The following is a 16,326-nucleotide window of genomic DNA, read 5'->3' on the forward strand; positions in this document are numbered from 1 at the left end:
GCATTTTAAGATATAGATTGTAAAGAAAAGGAGGATGAATATTTGAGGAATTCTATTGAATTTGAAGTGTTCGGTAATTATGCTCTATTTACAGATCCCTTGATGAAAATGGGAGGAGAAAAATTATCTTATCAAGTGCCAACTTACCAAGCTATCAAGGGTATCGTCGAATCAATATACTGGAAGCCGACTCTTCTTATGGTCGTCGATAAAATAAGAATTATGAATGCAATCAAAATGGAGTCAAAAGGTATTCGTCCTATTGAATATGGTGGTGGGAATACACTTGCAAATTACACATATTTAAAGGATGTTCGATATCAGGTTAAGGCCTACTTTATTTTTAATCCTCATCGACAAGATTTAGCTTTTGACCGCAACGAATTTAAGCATCATAACATACTAAAACGTGCACTTAAAGCTGGAGGCCGTAGAGACATATTTTTAGGAACGAGAGAGTGCCAAGGATATGTGGAGCCTTGTGTTTTTGGTGAAGACAAAGGATTTTATGATGATTATGGTGGAGATATCCATTTAGGAACAATGGTTCATGGGCTCAATTATCCAGATGAAACAGGAAGAAATCAACTAGAAGTTCGTTTATGGAATCCGGTAATTAGAGATGGAATTATTCAATTTATCCTACCGGAAGAATGTTCACAAATCCGCAAAATATCGAAGATGGAGCCAAAAGTATTTGACCGATCAAACGTTGAATCAGTTGATGAGCTTATAAATCAATTAGAAGTAGGGGAGAATAAATGAGTTGGCTATTGAATTTATATGAGACATATCAATTAAACTTAGATCGAGTCGGTAAAATGGAAAAAAAATATAATGGCCAAGAATATACATTACTGCCTATCTCCCATACGACTCAAACGGCCCATATCGAAGTTTCAGTCACAGATGATGGTGAATATCACACAGCGGAAATCATTGATAAAAGTGATGCAAATACATTGATTCCATGTACAGAGAATTCAGCAAACAGGGCTGGGGCAACAATAGCTCCTTATCCATTACATGATAAATTGAGTTATGTGGCAGGTGATTTTGTTACATATGGCGGGAAAATCAAAAAAGATGAGCCTTTCTCATACTACATAAGGCAATTAGAGGAATGGGCAGTATCTCCATATGCTACAGCTAAGGTAAAAAGCATCTATACTTATTTAAGGAAGAGGCGATTAATAAAGGACCTAGTCGATGAAGGAATTTTGCATATGGATACAAAGGGAGAATTGTTGGAGGCGTGGGATAAAAATGCTGAAGCATTACTTGGTGAAAAACCACCCATTTTTTCAGTAGTTACAGGTAACCAAGAAAATGCTTTTGTAAGGTTTAATGTGTATTCTCCGAATAAGATGTTGACAAAAGTCTGGAAAGATCCTGAAATGTACGATTCTTTTATCAAGTTTTATAGTAACTTTTTGGGTAAAGATGATTATTGTTATGTGACAGGAAATAAAATGCCAAGTACAGTCAAGCATGCTAATAAAATTAGAAATGCGGGGGACAAGGCGAAATTGATTTCCGCAAATGATACGAGTGGCTTTACGTTTAGAGGAAGATTTAGCAGGGCTAATGATGTAGCAAATATCAGTTATGATGTATCCCAAAAAGCACATAATGCATTGAAATGGCTTATTAACAAGCAAGGAAAATTTGTTGATCAGCGCGTATTTCTTGTCTGGGGTAATGATTCAGAGGATGTTCCAGATTTCATAGAAGATAGTTACAACATTTATTCTATGAATTTAAGACTAACAGAAAAAAGAGAAATTAATTCGTATACACATGAGCAATTTGCTGATGAAGTTTCTAAGGAAATTGATGGATATAAAAATAATTTATTGTCCAATGTAAATATTCTCATGCTTGATTCAGCAACGACAGGAAGATTAGCTGTTCTCTATTACCGTAATATGGATAAAAATCTTTATTTAAACAGGTTAAAGTACTGGCATTCCACTTGTGCCTGGGAACATCACTATCTTAAAAATAAAGATAATAAATTTGTGGGGTTTTATGGAGCACCATCAATGATAGATATCGCGTTTGCAGCTTATGGACCAAACGCAAATGAGAAACTAGTCAAAGGATTGATGGAACGTATACTATCTTGTATTATAGACGAAAAAAAAATTCCATCTGACATCGTCAAAAGTGCTTTTCATCGTGCATCAAATCCTGTATCGATGGAAAGGTGGGAATGGGAAAAAACATTAAGTATTACATGTGCATTGATTAATACTATGGAGGGATATCAATTGGTATTAGATAAGGAAAATAATGATCGTGATTATCTATTCGGAAGACTTCTTGCAATTGCGGATGTTTTGGAAAGAAAATCTTTAGATATAAATAATCAGCGTGCTACTAATGCCAGAAGGTGTATGAATTCTTTTTCTCAACGCCCAGAAAGAACATGGAAGACGATTCAAGGGGCTCTACAACCATATCAGGTACGTTTAGGGGAAAAAGTTTGGTATTATAACAAATTAATTGATGAGGTTGGCTCAAAAATAAATATTGAAGATTTCAATAACAAACCGTTATCTGGTAGATACTTGTTGGGATTTTATAGTCAGCGACATGAGTTGTATCAAAAAAAGGAAGGGAACGTTTCATTAGATGCAACAGAAAATAAAGGGGAGGAGAATTAAAAATGACAATTTTAAACCATAAAATCGATTTTGCAGTTGTTCTGTCTGTTACAAAGGCCAATCCAAATGGAGACCCTTTGAACGGAAATCGTCCGAGGCAAAATTATGATGGTTATGGTGAAATCTCTGATGTAGCCATAAAAAGAAAGATAAGAAATCGCCTTCAGGATATGGAGGAATCTATTTTTGTTCAATCAAATGACAGGAGAGTAGACCAGTTTAATAGTTTAAAGGAAAGAGCAGAGAATAATGTAGATTTAATCAAAGTATTAAAATCAGAAGAGAATCCTTATGAGAAATTTGCTGCAATCGCATGTAAGGAGTGGATTGATGTCAGGAGCTTTGGGCAAGTTTTTGCATTTAAAGGAGGAGCCGGAAAAGGTGTCTCTGTTGGAGTAAGAGGACCTGTTTCTATCCATACGGCAACTAGTATAGATGTGATTGACATCACTAGTATGCAAATTACGAAAAGTGTAAATTCTGAGCCCGGAAAGGATAAAAGTTCAGATACGATGGGAATGAAACATCGTGTCGATTTTGGAGTGTATGTTTTTTATGGAAGTATAAATACACAATTAGCTGAAAAGACAGGTTTTACTAAGGAGGATGCAGAAAAAATTAAAAATGCACTTGTTACATTGTTTGAAAATGACGCGTCAGCAGCACGTCCTGAAGGAAGTATAGAAATACAGAGAGTTTGTTGGTGGGAGCATAATTCAAAACTTGGTCAGTACTCTTCTGCAAAAGTACACCGTTTACTGGATATTAATCGGAATATTGACGTGCCAAAAACGATTGATGACTATACCATCTTGGTACATGAATTAGACGGTTTAAAAGTTGAAATTATTGATGGACTATAATAAAGAAAATGGTTATCTAATGTTATATGGTATCCAACACTTTCAATTTTGCAGAAATTGCTCCCTTTAAATATTTGCTTACCAAAATTAACGAATAAAAGATCTGTAAAAAGCTAGATTTAAGGGGAAATTAATGATGAGAAATTCCTTAAAACATTATTTACAACTCGACTATATGTTTATTTATTTCTATTTCCGACAGAAGTCTTCTTCTAAAAAAATGTGAAAGCGTGAAACACCCATTTTAGGCGGGGGATGAAAGTCGGTAGGTGCAATCCATATTTGTAAATAAAACATATAAATTTCGTATATATCCTAAAAGGAGCAAGGGATATTATTTGCGAAAACTATTTGGAGCAGTCGCTTTGTATTCAATTGTTTTCTTTCTCTTTGGAATGGTACCTATAAAGAAACAGGAAAAGATTAACCTATTTTTCTTGCTTTGCGAGCTCAATCTATTAAAGAAGTAGATGGTACTAACCTTCGATTCTCATTGAAATATCTCTCAGATGTTTTTTTACGTTTTTTTAAACAGAATGATATGAATCGTGCATACGCACCTGAGTTTTTATAAATTATAATTAAAGTGTATGATTTTCTATACAAATTTCTTTATCAAATTAAAATTTTGCATATTTTTGAACAGAATTAACGCATTTGTGTATTATTTTGAACACAAAGCGCTGTCGCAGCTTTTATAAGTGCGTGGATTGAAATCATTAACAGCATGTGATTCATACGTATATTAAGTGGCCGCACCTTTAAAGGTGCGGCCACTTAATATTTTAAAATTGTTCGGTTTTGATACGAAAAGAAAAAACTTGCTTGTTACACAACTCGTTTTTTCTTTTCGTACCTTTTTCTTTTTGGTAAGTCAGGAGACTTTTTCATTGTGTCAACAGCATGCATGATCGCGAAATATGGATGTTTTAAAATCATTTTCGGCCCGATCTTCTTCATAACGTCCTTAACTACATCTTTCATATCTGATTTATAACAATGAATTTTGCAATTTTGACATGCTGGTTTCTTTTCTTGGAATGGACATTTTGATAAACGAAAATAAGCATAATCTTCCAATCTTTGACACTTTTCACATATAGTATTTTGTTTATGTTCGTTTTTACAATACATATCAATCATTATGCTAATTGTTTTCTCTTCACGTTCAATTCGATTCATAGGTTGGTGCCTCCCTGTTCAAAAGTTTCTCTTCTTTGATTATAAAACTATATTAGAGAGTCTACTTGAATTTTTATTGACAGTTTTTCTAATGTGTATTTCTTTCCTAAGACTTAAATATACATCTTTCTTTTTCTTGTGAGTTTCGGGTGCCTAAAAGACCTGAACAAGAAGAGTTTACTTGATTTTTCCACATTATTAATTGCTTGAAGGTGGGGAGTATTTGAAGTTTACTGCTATATCAATTAATTGAGCTTTAGAGCACTATAAAATTTTAAAATTGATGAATGTGTGGCGGTACCGCTTATTATAAAGTTGGATTTTTAGTAGAATGAATGTTAAGTTGATTTTACATTTTGTTAAGTATAGTATATATTGAAGGTAAGAGGTGGTGAACTTGACTATTTTCAACAAAGTAAAGGAAATTAGAGCTCGTTTTAATTTCACACAAAGTGTGTTAGCTGAAAAAGTTGGAGTGACAAGACAAACGATCGCAGCAATTGAAAAAGGGGATTACGTTCCTTCATTATTACTAGCATTGTCAATTTGTGATGTGTTTGATTTGAAAATGGAAGAAGTGTTTGTATTAAATAAGGAGGAAGAAGATTATGAATAGATTGATGATTTCTTATGTGATTAATGTATTTATTATGGCATTAGCATGTTGGGCATTTATTGAATTTTATTACGGCATTATAGAACTTTCCAATATTATTGAAGCTAAGAAAGTACCATTTGAAGTATCGTTAAATATTACACCAGTCTTATTTTTATTAGTTATAGGCATTGTAATGACAGTTTTTTATAAAATGCAGAAGAAGAAACATAAGGTCCTTTCATATCTGATGTATCCACTATTGTTTCCCTTAGAAGACGAACGTGAAAAGTTAATTACTGAAAGAGCTTGTCGTACAGCATTTGTTTCACTCTGGTATGTGTTAATTTTTGCAGCTGGATTTTTAGTTCTCTCTCCTATCTTCAGTATATATATTCCAGGATATCCCTTATACATTTTGTTTAGTGTTTTCTTTATTCAAATGACAGTTTTTTATTTATCTTTATACCGAAATAAAATAATGTAAAGTGAGATCCTCTTGCAAAAGCAAGAGGGTTCCTTTTTAATCGATACTAGTATATAGTGATGTTATTTTATAAAGATGATTTTTGTTTCTAAAGATACTTTAATACCTTAAGTTGATGGGCATGTGGTGAGTCCCATATAAAAAGATGTAGCAAAAAAAACTGTAGAATCAAGTCAAAAGGCGATAGTCCTATAGAAAGCTCTCATGAGTATAAAATCTTTGGGGGTATTTTTATAAAGGTGAAAATTTCACGCACCGAAATGTAAAATAAAAAACAAAGTAATTAATTAGTAGTCAGCATTTAGTTTTTATAATTGATAGATTTCTTGCGAAATATGTGCTTAGAGCCGCATTTAGAAGGTAAAAGGGGATGAGTGTTGATGGAAAACCGTACAAAAGTAAATGGAAAACGCCTTCAGGCAAATAAAAAGTGGTCATATCTCCGGCAAAAATAAAAAGATCATATTTCTAGTTAGTTACGTAGAGAATACACACAGTTTGTAAGAACGGATCATCGAAAAGCTAGAAAATACGAGCATGATGAGATTCTTTATGAAGTGATGAATCAAATACAGGAACATGAAATTTGGATTCCGTATGGTGAAGTGAAAAAATACTATGTAAGCAAAATAGGAATATGGTTTAGAAAAATAGAAGGTGAATGGGGAATACAAATAGACAACAATGAGCGGCAGTAAGCATTAATAGAAAAATAGATACAAATAGGGGGCACATTTCATGTATAACTTAGAAGAAAATACGTATGAACAATTAAAAGAAAAAAAAAGGGGAGATTACTATATTTTTAAAGAGTGGCGTTCCCATACGTGGGAAAATCCTTGCAACGGATAAATTTACCATTCTTATGATGGTTCATGGTAAGCAACAATTAGTTTACAAGCAAGCAATTTCCACAATTCTTAAGTAATTATTTTTCCTTTTTTTGAGGAAAGAGGAAAAATAAAAAAAAAAGAAGATTGAAATCAATCTTCTTTAAAAAAGGAACAGATGACAGATTAAAGAGTACTACTCCAGCTCTTAATTAATTATAGCTAAGTACACATATACGTTCAATTCATTCTGTATTTTCTCAATATTTTAGTTTTAATATTAAATTATAATATAAATAATTCTTTTTATTATTATATATTTGTTCTATCCTGTTGCAGAATCCTTTTTATAAGGGTTCTCTTTTTTGTATTAGAATATTTTTTCCCATTCCTCCAAAAGAGTAGTAAGACAGAAAATTCCATTTAATAAACAATCTTTTAACGCACTAATTAAGTGAAAACTCATATTATATTTGCAAGGAAAGGATGAAATATGGATAATCATTTCAATATATTATCAAGAAAATAAATGTAAAATAATGTAAAATACATTGAGCTTTTCAAAATTAAAGAGCTGTACATCAACTATTGATCTAAGGAGAACTTACAGGTAATTGGAGCTATGCTTTTAATAACGATAAAGCATCTTATAAGTGGATATTAAATCCAAGGCATCCAGTGTAATGGAAAACCTTCGATAGGGGCTTTTCGCTCATGTGATGGTTATAAGTTTCTTTACTATCAGATGCTTGTTTACCTGTATGACTGATTACATAAATAGCATCTGCATTGCACGTTGTTCCAGAATTCCAATACTTACAGTTATTTACCTCACAAAGAACATCTCTAGCCATTACACTACAACTACTTTGCTAAGTATTATTTACAGCGTCAACACAATTAATACTGTTTGTGTATGAAAAGCCGCGTATGTCATAGATTGAACCTAAGTGTTGTTGACAACACTAAAATGTTCTATGGAAGAAGCTCCGTTTAAAAATAAGTAGTTTATTTATTATGCAGTTCCCTCTTGTGATAAACGATTTTTTCTATTATCATATCTATAAGTGATAATGATTATCAATATCAATGTTAAAAGGAGGGTTTTTATGAAAGTTTTAATTTCTGGTGGTGGGATTACTGGTTTAACTTTAGCAAATTGTCTTTTATCTAATGGCTATTCTCCAACTATTATTGAAAAGGCTCATTCATTTCGGTCGATTGGATCGGTAATTAGTTTAAGAGGAGATGCGCTATTTGTTCTAGATAAGTTAGGATTATTAGAACAGGTTAAACAACAGGGAGTCACAGTAGAAATGAGAGAATTTGTTGATAAAGAGGGACAAAAACTGCGTAAAATCGATTTTAGAAAATTTCATATACAGCAGGGGGGATCAATAAGTATACACCGTTTTGTATTACATCAGATTCTTTATGAGTCTATACGAAATTCTATTGATATAAAGTTTAATACAACAATTCGTTCATTTCATCAAAATAGTGATAGAGTAGAGGTTACCTTCCATAATGGAAGGAGGGAATTCTATGATTTAGTTATCGGGGCAGATGGGATTCATTCAGTAACACGTAATTTATTAATGAAAGACGAATATATGAAACAACTTGATATAGGTTTTTCTGTATTTACTATACCAAGGCCAGTCCTTATTCCTGAGAAATTAAAGAAAAATCAAACATTAGAGACTCTTTTACCAGGATGCTATATTCATTGTGGGATGGATGATACTTACATTTGGGGAATGTTTATTTATAAAAATAAATATCGAGAAAGGTTTCAGGATAAAAATAATAAAGAATTCTTATTAGAATTGTGCAAAGACATTCAATGGGGGATACGTGATGTAATAGAAAATATAAGTAACGTAGATCTTATTTTTCAAGATAAAATGACCCTTGTCCAGTTACACAAATGGAGTGAGGGACGTATAGCATTACTCGGCGATGCAGCTCATGCTATGACATTTATGTCCGGAACTGGTGGAGGGAAGTCTATGTTGGGGGCATACCGGCTGACTCAAGAATTAATAAATTGTCCTTCTTATGAAGAAGCCTTCTATAACTATGAATCTTATTTAAAATATGAAATTGAAAAAATACAACAAAAGTCTATCAAAGCTGCGAAATTTTCTTCATCTGACCATCATTTAATGAAGTATTTTAAGATTGCAATGTTAAAGCATTTTCCAACCTCAATAATGAATAGCATATTAAAAAAATTATTTATTGTAAAACCACAGAATTATTATGATTCATGATGAACCAGCAACTATCTGAACAAAAGTTTTGTTATGATTAACCGAGAAGCCCCCACTTCAAACAGTCCGTTAGGACGTAAAGTGGCAGGTAGTTCACCTTTCAAGATATTTTCTAAGTTCGTAAGCATTATACAAATTATTATCTATACAAGTTTGTGCTGTTATTTTCAACCCTATTAGTAGGTGTTCTATTTCTTCATCAGTATATTTTTTTACACTTCCATTCCCAGCAACTTTTGTTGTACCTTTCATTAAATCCATAGTTAATCCTAACAGCACATTATTGCTTTTTTCATCTACGACTTGAATATAAAAATTTTTATTTTCCAAATCAATTGTAATAAAATTAAATCGCTCTACTAAATCAATCCGAGCAATACTTGAATAATCTGACATTTCCAATCCCTCCATCTTATTTTTGATTGTGAATTAATCGATCTAAATTAATTAAAAAATTCTTTTTATTATTATATATTCGTTCTTTCTTGTTACAGAATCCTTTTTAAAAGGGTGCTCTTGTTTGTATTATAAATCCATAAATAAAACAGACAGTCAAATGACATTTATTGATGAATTGAAGGCTTGGAAATCAGGTTAAATATTGTAATGTCTGCTATACATCGCTGTTATGAAAAGAGAATAATTTATCTCAAAATTAAATTTAAAGTAAAGAGAAAGACCTTATTCAAAATATTATTTTGAGTAAGATCTTTCTTTTTATTAAGTCACTTGATTACTACCTTGTAAAATTATATATACTGGTCTAAAACAACTAACTCAAATTAGTACTGCTGTATACATCCAGCTTTTAAACTTTTTTCACAAATTCAGATTTTAATTTCATAGCTCCAAAACCATCAATTTTACAATCAATGTCATGGTCCCCATCTACTAAACGGATCTTTTTAACCTTTGTACCAATTTTCACAACTGATGAAGTTCCTTTTACTTTAAGATCTTTAATTACGGTAACAGAATCCCCATCGTTTAAAACATTTCCAATTGCATCTTTAATTATCTTTGTATCTTCACTATGTTCAGGTTCTGATTCTAAAGTCCACTCTTCGGCACATTCTGGGCAAACAAAAAGATTTCCATCTTCGTAAGTGTACTCTGAATTACACTTAGGACAATTAGGTAAGTTAGACATATTTTAAATTCCTCCACTTGTTATTATTCATTGTAATTAGCCTTATCAAATTTTCTTCTTATAAATGTTTTAAGAACCAACTTTTATCGCATATCTTTCAATTTCGCAATAATCATATTTGGTGTTGCCCATTCATCACGATCAAAGTCTGAAATGGATACTTCAATGTTTAAACGTTCTTGAAACTCTACTAATAAAGATACTGTAGCAAAAGAATCTAGAATTCCTTCTTCAAATAATTGTACATCTAGGTTATCTTGTACAATATCATTTTCACATACTTCTTCTAGCACATTTAAAACTTGATTTTTAAATTCAGACATTATTTCTACTCCTCTATATACATGATTTATATTGATTCCCTTAATGGTTTTCTATTTTCTAACATATCATTTAAAAGAATCTGTCCCATCATCATTGCAAAGTTATCTCTGGTCTTTGTATAGTAGTCATTAAGTTTTAACAGATAGTCTTTCCTTGGCACGTAGGTGATTACAAATCCACGGTTTTCTTCTTTAGGAAAAGGAATATATATATTTTTAACATTCTGGTTTGTAGTGTTGGGATTTTTAAATAATAAATCATTTAGATTACTAAAAAATTCTTTTCCATTAGAGATAGGTTGGATTTTTTTAGCTATGTGAACACCATTTTTATTTTTATTTGAAACTATTCCCCATATAATTACACCACCAGAAGCATGAGAAAAAAACGATATACCTTTTTCGTAATTCTTTTTATCATCTATTGAAAGGGCACTATTTGTACAATTTTTTTTGCATTGAAATGTAAGGAATATATTCTCTTCTTGCTGTTTAATGATTGTTTGTTGAATGTATGAAAATCCTTCTTGTTCAAATTTTACAAAAATCTTCTTCGCATTCTCCAAATTAAACATTCTCCTTTTCTACTTTTTAACAAAATATCTAAAAGAGTAAATTAAAACCAGTAAACTTGGTATATGAAATATATTTTTTAAAATTCTAATGCATTTGATTTATTTTTTATTGTATTAATATCCTGGCATTGCTGGGAGAGCTTGGCACATTCATGAAAAGCAAAATGTTTACATCCTACACATTTTGCTGTATTCAAATGTCTTAAAGCACAGTTAATTGCTTCTCCAGTATGAGCAAAAAAGTTCTCTTTTCCAATCTCAGCGTATAATCCATTTTTAATCAGTGTTGTTTTTAACTCTGATTGAGTCCCTGAAATGAGAAGTACGCCACCTTGGTTTTTAAAATGTTGGACAATATTCCTAAAGTAGGCTTCGCCTGTTGTATCAATAAAAGGAACCTTGCCCATACGTAAGATTAGAATTTTGGGTTTATAATGAATCGTCGCTAAAATGTTTTGTTCAAATGTTTGCGCAGCTCCAAAGAATAATGGCCCTTCTATTGTATAAATACTAATTTGCGGGCAATCATGAGCTTTATTTACCACATGCGGTAATAATTTTTCATTCTTTGTTGTATGATCAGGAAGAACTTTTGACATGACAAGCATATTACTCATACGTTTTGTAAATAAAATAATAGCTAAAATAAGACCGATTTCCACAGCTGTTGTCAAACTGGTAAATACAGTGAGAAAAAATGTTACCAATAATACAAGAGAATCCCCTGTCTTCATTTTAAGTATATGAGCAAAATGCTTCTGCTCACTCATGTTCCATGCTACAACCATTAAAATTGGAGCCATACTAGCAAGTGGGATGTGCGAAGCGTATGGAGCTAGCAGTAGAAGCGTAAATAACACAAATACTCCGTGAATCACACCGGACATAGGTGAAACAGCGCCACTTTTAATATTCGTTGCTGTTCGAGCAATCGCTCCAGTCGCAGGAATTCCTCCAAATAACGGGGTAACAATATTAGCAATTCCTTGCCCAATAAGTTCTTTATTACTGCTGTGTTTACTATTTGTCATACCATCCGCGACGACAGCAGATAAAAGAGACTCAATACCACCCAACATAGCAATAACAAATGCAGGGCCAATTAAATGTTGGATACGCTCTATTGTAATCTCTGGTATATCAAACTGAGGTAGTGTATTTGGAATCGTACCATATGCTGTACCAATAGTAGGCACATGACCTGAGAAAAATATAGTTGCAATTACAGTTGAAATCACAACACCTACTAATGAACCAGGTACTTTTGGCGAAATTTTTGGTGTTACGAGTATAACGAAAAAGCAAATAAGAGCAGTCACTACACTATAAAAATTAGTGGTACCGATATGAGTACTGATTTCTTTCAAGTTTGCTATAAAAGCCTCATGTTTTTTTATGCCTGTTAAACCTAAAAAACTAGCAATTTGACCAGTGAATATAATAACAGCAATACCTGACGTAAAACCAATTGTTACAGGACGTGGGATGAACTTAATCAGCGAACCTAATTTGAAAATTCCCATAAGGCATAAGATAATTCCAGCAAGTAAACCAGCAAGTAGTAAATCTTCATACCCATAAGTAATGACAATTCCTAAAAGTATGGGAACAAAAGCACCTGTAGGTCCTCCAATTTGATACCTTGAACCACCAAATAGAGAAATAAGTATTCCTGCAATACATGTTGTATATATTCCATACTCTGGTTTTACACCAGAAGCTATAGCAAAAGACATAGCAAGAGGAATTGCAACAACTCCAACAATCATTCCTGAAAGAAGATCTTTTTGTAAATGCCCTAATGAATATCCTTCAAATCTTCCCGTAAATAAACCTCTCATTACAAACCCTTCTTTTCTATTTTTAATAAATCCGGATTAAAAATGTGTTTCTCATTCGCTTATACAGGAGATTTTTATTTTCATAAAATAGAACGACATCCTAATACTTATTATAAGTTTTGCTTAAATGACGTTCTAATTTCCCTATATCTCCACCTTGTTGTACATGGAATTGTAATTTTTCCGCTAGAAGTTCTCCAGCCCGACTATCTAGCTTTTTCGTATCAATAAACGATGTGACTTTTATTTTATCTGGGGTAATATCTCTACGAAACATCTGTCCTGGAATATCAGCCCAAAAACTATTCCAGTCTTCTAATAATCCTATTTGATCAAACAAAAAGTTCTGAATGCCGCATAACCATGCTGTACAAGCTGTGTTCCTTTTTTGACATCCAATACCATCTTGTAAATGTTGACATGAAACGCAGCAAGAATACCCACTTGTAATGCAAACATTACAAACATGATGAGCTCCTATAGAGTGAAATATCTCAATTCCATGCTGGATGATATCTTCTCTTTTAGCCTCAATGCTCAATTTATTCCTCCTTTATCATTTCACTTTCTACTTCATCTATCTCTTCTAACATAGAAATTGTATCAATTAAATGATTGTTAAAAATTTTCCTCGCAACCACCAATAAATTCATAATCATAGGATCTCGAAGGGAGTATAATACTCGTTTTCCATCTTTAGTGCCAACAACAATATTTTTCGCGCGTAATACACTTAATTGTTGAGAAACTGCAGAACCTTCTTTTTTAAGAATACTTTGAATTTCATTTACACTTTTTTCACCTTCTGATAGAACTTCTAAAATCCCTATTCGTAAAGGATGCGATAAAGCTTTAAAGAAATCTGCTTTAAATTGTTGCATTTCAGTCCCCATTAAAACACCTCTAGTATTTATTTGCATTTAACATTTCAGAAGTATCATATACATCTTCAAATGTTTGAATATGTATATGATACTTCTAAAGCTAAGAATTATCAATACAAATTTAGAAACCTAAAATAGCTAAATAAATGGTTTTGGGTTGAGATTACAATACTTTCTTTCGTACACAAAAATCCTATATATCCTAGACTATATTTCTAGAGAAACCTTATACCAACAGATTCAAGGGAGATTGAATACGAGAGAGAGAAATAAATAATACATTTACATGAGAAGACTCAGATAACGTAAAAGCATTAAAGGAAAGAGGATTTATGGACCTATAAGAACAGAATATTTATTCAAGTAAGGATGCGCTGTGAAAAAATGTAACTATAATAAATAGTTACTTATATATTTTTCAAATTAGAAATGATAGAAATTAAAGGGGATGTGTAAAATTCATATCCCTTATTCAGATTCACTATATTTAATAGATTACCTGTATTCGTAAAAGAAATATTAAATACAAAAAGGTATTAATAATATAAAAATCTAATATATAAATTAAGTTGTGTAAATCCATTAAAAAGGTGATAATTTAGTATGTTTACAAAAACTAGTAGAAATTAATGTTAATGTTTTGTTTGTTGATGTGTATAAACGGAATTAATATTAAGAATATTCAATATTAATAATATCAATTTACTATAGTTTACAATTATGTAAAACTATAACCAAGGTAGATTGTTCTTTAAAATTTATCACTAATAAAGATTTAAAGAAATTTTTGTTTCATTTTCCATCCAGAAGGAATGGATATTTACATATAAAAAATCTTTACCAATTTGGATGTTACGTAAGTAGTTTGAGTAAACAACTAAATCAATGTGGATTGTAAATAATTAATTAAAAGTTGTGATAGAAGGATAAGAAATAGAAGTATTAATGGCCTTCTTATAAGAATTATCTGAAAAACTAGTAGGAATTGCAGATAACGCAGTAGGATGCGAGAATTTATCAAACAAAATGAGGTGAATGAAAAATGAAAACGCTTGCGAAAAAAGAACAAATGATACGCTTACAGGGGGAGGAGAATTGTAAACGTCAAGCGGACGCAGAACAGTATAATGCCGAGCAATGTAATATAGAAAGAGAGTGTATCAAGCAAGACAAAAAATCAGTTAAAAATCGAACGACAGAAGAAAAATGGGATGAAAGATGTAAACAAGCAGTTCAATTATTTAATCAAGGGACTGAATATCCAGATATTGCGAAAATAGTAGGATGCAAAGTGAGTAGTTTGTATAGAGAGCTGAAGAAACGTGGAGTATTAGAAATGCCAAAGCAAGCAGCATCCTCTAAAACATTAAGGTCACCCATAATACCAGCAAAAACAAAAAAATCGAAGTTTGAACGATATAAAGAGTATTATATGTATAAGTAGAAGGATTAAAGGCTGTATAGATTATTAATCTGAATAATAACTGCGTCTAAAAGTCTTTATTTTTTGATTTGTCACAATGTACACTTTTAGACATTACATTTAAAATTTTTTTTAATTTAGCTTTGGGGATTTGTAAAGATACCAAAATATCAAAAATATACATTTGAAAAAATATTTAAGGAATTTTTGAGCACTTTCTCCTTAATGTCCGCTAATGTTTATTGCTACACACTCTTCTGAAATGTATTAATCAAGCTGTACGCCATATATAATTAATAGTCTTAATATATAGGTATATATATATTATTTCTGTAAATGGAGGAGATATATAATGTTAACTGAATTACAAATAAATTTTTTCTCAAAATTAAAAATTCCACCAAGAGAAAATGTGAAATTTGAAGATTTACATACAATTCTTTTACAGATGGGGCACTTATTACCTTATGAAAACATAGACATTATGGAAGGAAATATGAAAGAATTTTCTAGAGAAAATATTGAAGAAAAGCTGCTTTTAAAGAATCGTGGCGGATTATGTTATGAAATTAATTCTTTATTATATTATTTTTTGTGTGATTGTGGATTTAATGTGTATCGAATAGCTGGGACTCTTTATGATTCGAAAACAAGAAAGTGGAGCCCTGATGATGGCCACGCACTTATCGTTTTACAACACAAAAATGAGAACTATATAATAGATGCGGGTTTCGCATCCTATCTTCCTTTATACCCTGTTCCTTTTAATGGTGCCAGCGTGACTTCTGTAACGGGTGAATATCGTGTTCGTAAACAAAATACGGAGAAAGGAACCCATGTGTTTGAAATGAAAAAAGGAAAAAATGGAGAAACTTCGCATTTTTTTGATTCGGATCTTACAGATACCTGGTCTATCGGCTATGCTTTTTATTTAAATGCAATTAATGAAAAGAAAGTGAATGCTATACAAAACATGGTTATAGAGCATCCAGAATCGCCAGTAAATAAGGGTAATATTATTTGTAAATTAATTGAACACGGGCATATTGCACTTACTAAGCAAAGTTTTACAGAAACCCGGCATGGAAAGAAAACTAAAAAAGAAATAACAGAGAAACAATATCATCAAATACTTAAAAATAAATTCAATATTTTGTAGACAAGTAAGATGTAGAAAGTACACTATAAGATTTTTAACTCATTATGCCCTCATTTGTAAAAAATGGGG

17 protein-coding genes and 3 pseudogenes are annotated in these 16,326 nt (G+C 31.6%); 11 read left to right on the forward strand and 9 right to left on the reverse strand.

Annotated features, from left to right (window positions below):
• Positions 1 to 42 precede the first annotated feature (42 nt).
• From cas5c to BM089_RS31635, 4 genes are all read left to right on the forward strand, one after another.
• Positions 43 to 765, forward strand: coding sequence for a type I-C CRISPR-associated protein Cas5c (cas5c, locus tag BM089_RS27955; RefSeq protein ID WP_090978626.1), 723 nt, complete (start codon positions 43 to 45; stop codon positions 763 to 765).
• Complete coding sequence (cas8c, locus tag BM089_RS27960; RefSeq protein WP_090978628.1) at positions 762 to 2,669, forward strand: type I-C CRISPR-associated protein Cas8c/Csd1; 1,908 nt, start codon at positions 762 to 764, stop codon at positions 2,667 to 2,669. The genes cas5c and cas8c overlap by 4 nt, the downstream gene beginning before the upstream one ends.
• A gap of 2 nt (positions 2,670 to 2,671) precedes the next feature.
• Positions 2,672 to 3,532 carry a type I-C CRISPR-associated protein Cas7/Csd2 gene (gene cas7c / locus BM089_RS27965; RefSeq protein ID WP_090978630.1) on the forward strand — a complete coding sequence of 287 codons (861 nt, stop codon included), beginning with the start codon at positions 2,672 to 2,674 and terminating at the stop codon, positions 3,530 to 3,532.
• Between the two features lie 349 nt (positions 3,533 to 3,881).
• A complete protein-coding gene (locus BM089_RS31635; RefSeq protein ID WP_254791371.1) occupies positions 3,882 to 3,959 on the forward strand; it encodes a hypothetical protein in 78 nt (25 codons plus the stop codon).
• Between the two features lie 401 nt (positions 3,960 to 4,360).
• On the opposite strand, the gene BM089_RS27975 is transcribed toward BM089_RS31635, so the two are convergent.
• Positions 4,361 to 4,714 (reverse strand): nitrous oxide-stimulated promoter family protein, encoded by a 354-nt coding sequence (locus BM089_RS27975; RefSeq protein WP_090978633.1) that lies wholly within the window; start codon positions 4,712 to 4,714, stop codon positions 4,361 to 4,363.
• A 397-nt stretch (positions 4,715 to 5,111) separates the two neighbouring features.
• Between BM089_RS27975 and BM089_RS27980 the strand changes: the two genes are divergently transcribed.
• The 4 genes and pseudogenes from BM089_RS27980 (at position 5,112) to hfq (ending at position 6,724) form a co-directional block, all read left to right on the forward strand.
• A complete protein-coding gene (locus BM089_RS27980; protein ID WP_000151821.1) occupies positions 5,112 to 5,330 on the forward strand; it encodes a helix-turn-helix transcriptional regulator in 219 nt (72 codons plus the stop codon).
• Entirely contained in the window at positions 5,323 to 5,796 is a 474-nt protein-coding gene (locus BM089_RS27985) for a DUF2178 domain-containing protein (RefSeq protein ID WP_090978635.1), read from the forward strand. The genes BM089_RS27980 and BM089_RS27985 overlap by 8 nt, the downstream gene beginning before the upstream one ends.
• Positions 5,797 to 6,176: 380 nt before the next feature.
• A pseudogene (locus BM089_RS27990) lies at positions 6,177 to 6,494 on the forward strand (transposase).
• Positions 6,495 to 6,534: 40 nt separating this feature from the next.
• A pseudogene (hfq, locus tag BM089_RS27995) lies at positions 6,535 to 6,724 on the forward strand (RNA chaperone Hfq).
• 630 nt (positions 6,725 to 7,354) lie between these two features.
• Here the strand turns inward: hfq and BM089_RS28000 are convergent.
• Positions 7,355 to 7,480 (reverse strand): annotated as a pseudogene (locus tag BM089_RS28000) (DUF1540 domain-containing protein); the annotation flags it as partial.
• A gap of 255 nt (positions 7,481 to 7,735) precedes the next feature.
• On the opposite strand from BM089_RS28000, the gene BM089_RS28005 reads away from it, so the two are divergent.
• A complete protein-coding gene (locus tag BM089_RS28005) occupies positions 7,736 to 8,902 on the forward strand; it encodes an FAD-dependent monooxygenase (RefSeq protein ID WP_090978638.1) in 1,167 nt (388 codons plus the stop codon).
• Between the two features lie 93 nt (positions 8,903 to 8,995).
• On the opposite strand, the gene BM089_RS28010 is transcribed toward BM089_RS28005, so the two are convergent.
• The 7 genes from BM089_RS28010 to BM089_RS28040 form a co-directional block, all read right to left on the reverse strand.
• The gene (locus BM089_RS28010) at positions 8,996 to 9,298 is read right to left on the reverse strand and encodes a protein Dhp61 (RefSeq protein WP_090978640.1); all 303 of its coding nucleotides are present in this window, start codon (positions 9,296 to 9,298) and stop codon (positions 8,996 to 8,998) included.
• A gap of 412 nt (positions 9,299 to 9,710) precedes the next feature.
• On the reverse strand, positions 9,711 to 10,052 hold the full coding sequence (locus BM089_RS28015; RefSeq protein ID WP_061530201.1) for a zinc ribbon domain-containing protein YjdM: 342 nt from the start codon (positions 10,050 to 10,052) through the stop codon (positions 9,711 to 9,713).
• A gap of 83 nt (positions 10,053 to 10,135) precedes the next feature.
• A complete protein-coding gene (dltC, locus tag BM089_RS28020) occupies positions 10,136 to 10,375 on the reverse strand; it encodes a D-alanine--poly(phosphoribitol) ligase subunit DltC (protein WP_061530202.1) in 240 nt (79 codons plus the stop codon).
• Positions 10,376 to 10,401: 26 nt separating this feature from the next.
• A complete protein-coding gene (locus BM089_RS28025) occupies positions 10,402 to 10,941 on the reverse strand; it encodes a hypothetical protein (RefSeq protein ID WP_090978642.1) in 540 nt (179 codons plus the stop codon).
• Between the two features lie 86 nt (positions 10,942 to 11,027).
• Positions 11,028 to 12,791 (reverse strand): SulP family inorganic anion transporter, encoded by a 1,764-nt coding sequence (gene sulP, locus BM089_RS28030; RefSeq protein WP_090978644.1) that lies wholly within the window; start codon positions 12,789 to 12,791, stop codon positions 11,028 to 11,030.
• 100 nt (positions 12,792 to 12,891) lie between these two features.
• Positions 12,892 to 13,332, reverse strand: a complete 441-nt coding sequence (locus BM089_RS28035) for a DNA mismatch repair protein (protein WP_090978646.1) — start codon at positions 13,330 to 13,332, stop codon at positions 12,892 to 12,894.
• A gap of 1 nt (position 13,333) precedes the next feature.
• Positions 13,334 to 13,684: an ArsR/SmtB family transcription factor gene (locus tag BM089_RS28040; protein WP_090978648.1), complete on the reverse strand. Its 351-nt coding sequence runs from the start codon at positions 13,682 to 13,684 to the stop codon at positions 13,334 to 13,336.
• Positions 13,685 to 14,717: 1,033 nt separating this feature from the next.
• Between BM089_RS28040 and BM089_RS28045 the strand changes: the two genes are divergently transcribed.
• Positions 14,718 to 15,119, forward strand: a complete 402-nt coding sequence (locus tag BM089_RS28045) for a hypothetical protein (protein WP_061530207.1) — start codon at positions 14,718 to 14,720, stop codon at positions 15,117 to 15,119.
• A 331-nt stretch (positions 15,120 to 15,450) separates the two neighbouring features.
• Positions 15,451 to 16,257, forward strand: a complete 807-nt coding sequence (locus BM089_RS28050; protein ID WP_090978650.1) for an arylamine N-acetyltransferase family protein — start codon at positions 15,451 to 15,453, stop codon at positions 16,255 to 16,257.
• Positions 16,258 to 16,326: the final 69 nt, after the last annotated feature.

The sequence above is a fragment of the Bacillus sp. 5mfcol3.1 genome (assembly GCF_900114335.1).
Classification (GTDB): domain Bacteria; phylum Bacillota; class Bacilli; order Bacillales; family Bacillaceae_G; genus Bacillus_A; species Bacillus_A thuringiensis_S.